The 888-nt window shown below is 65.3% G+C and carries 1 protein-coding gene and 1 pseudogene; both read left to right on the top strand.

Annotation, left to right across the window (positions count from 1 at the left end; all coding sequences use genetic code 11):
- A pseudogene (locus MKZ91_RS31515) lies at positions 1-222 on the top strand (molybdate ABC transporter permease subunit); the annotation flags it as partial.
- On the top strand, positions 212-888 hold a 677-nt coding region (locus tag MKZ91_RS31510), incomplete at its 3' end, for a sulfate ABC transporter permease (RefSeq protein WP_336174948.1). The pseudogene MKZ91_RS31515 and the gene MKZ91_RS31510, both read left to right, overlap by 11 nt.

Genomic DNA, 888 nt, shown 5'->3' with positions numbered 1-888 from the left:
GCCCGCGGCGTCGGCGAATACGGCTCGGTGATCTTCATCGCCGGCAACCTGCCTTACGTCTCCGAGATCGCCCCGCTTTTGATTGTCATCCGGCTGGAGGAGTTCAACTACGCCGCCGCCACCGCCATTGCTGCGGTCATGCTGGCGATCTCCTTTGCCATGCTGCTCCTCATCAACTCGATCCAGGCCTGGAGCCGGCGGAGATATGTCTATGTCGCATGATCTCGTCGCCAGTTCGGCCACCAGCCCGGCCATAAGCCCCGGCCCGCAGCGCGCGCTGCCGGAACTGGCCGCCGCCACCTCGGAAAGCCGCTTTGCACGGCTGACGCTGACGATCACGGCGCTCGCCTTCGTCGCGCTGTTTCTGCTTCTGCCGCTTGCCGCCGTCTTTACCGAGGCGCTGCGCAAGGGCATCGGCGAGTTCGTCATGGCGCTCGGGGATGCCGAGACCTTCTCGGCCATCCGCCTGACGCTGATCGTGGCTGCCATCGCCGTACCGCTCAACCTCGTCTTCGGGGTTGCCGCCGCCTGGGCGATCGCCAAGTTCGAGTTCAAGGGCAAGGCCTTCCTGACGACGCTGATCGACCTGCCGTTCTCGGTCTCGCCGGTCATCTCCGGCCTTGTCTTCGTGCTGCTGTTCGGCTCGCACAGCCTGATCGGCCCGTGGCTGCAGAGCCATGGCATCCAGATCCTGTTTGCCGTGCCCGGCCTGGTGCTTGCCACCGTCTTCGTCACCTTCCCCTTCGTTGCCCGCGAGCTGATCCCGTTGATGCAGGAACAGGGGTCGAGCGACGAGGAGGCGGCGCTCTCGCTTGGCGCGTCGGGCTGGCAGACCTTCTGGTTCGTGACGCTGCCCAACATCAAGTGGGGGCTGCTTTACGGCGTGCT

The sequence above is a fragment of the Ensifer sp. MJa1 genome (assembly GCF_037026475.1).
Classification (GTDB): Bacteria; Pseudomonadota; Alphaproteobacteria; order Rhizobiales; family Rhizobiaceae; genus Ensifer.
Note: the sequence above shows the minus strand (reverse complement) of the source record. Positions and strands in the feature narration are given on the sequence as shown.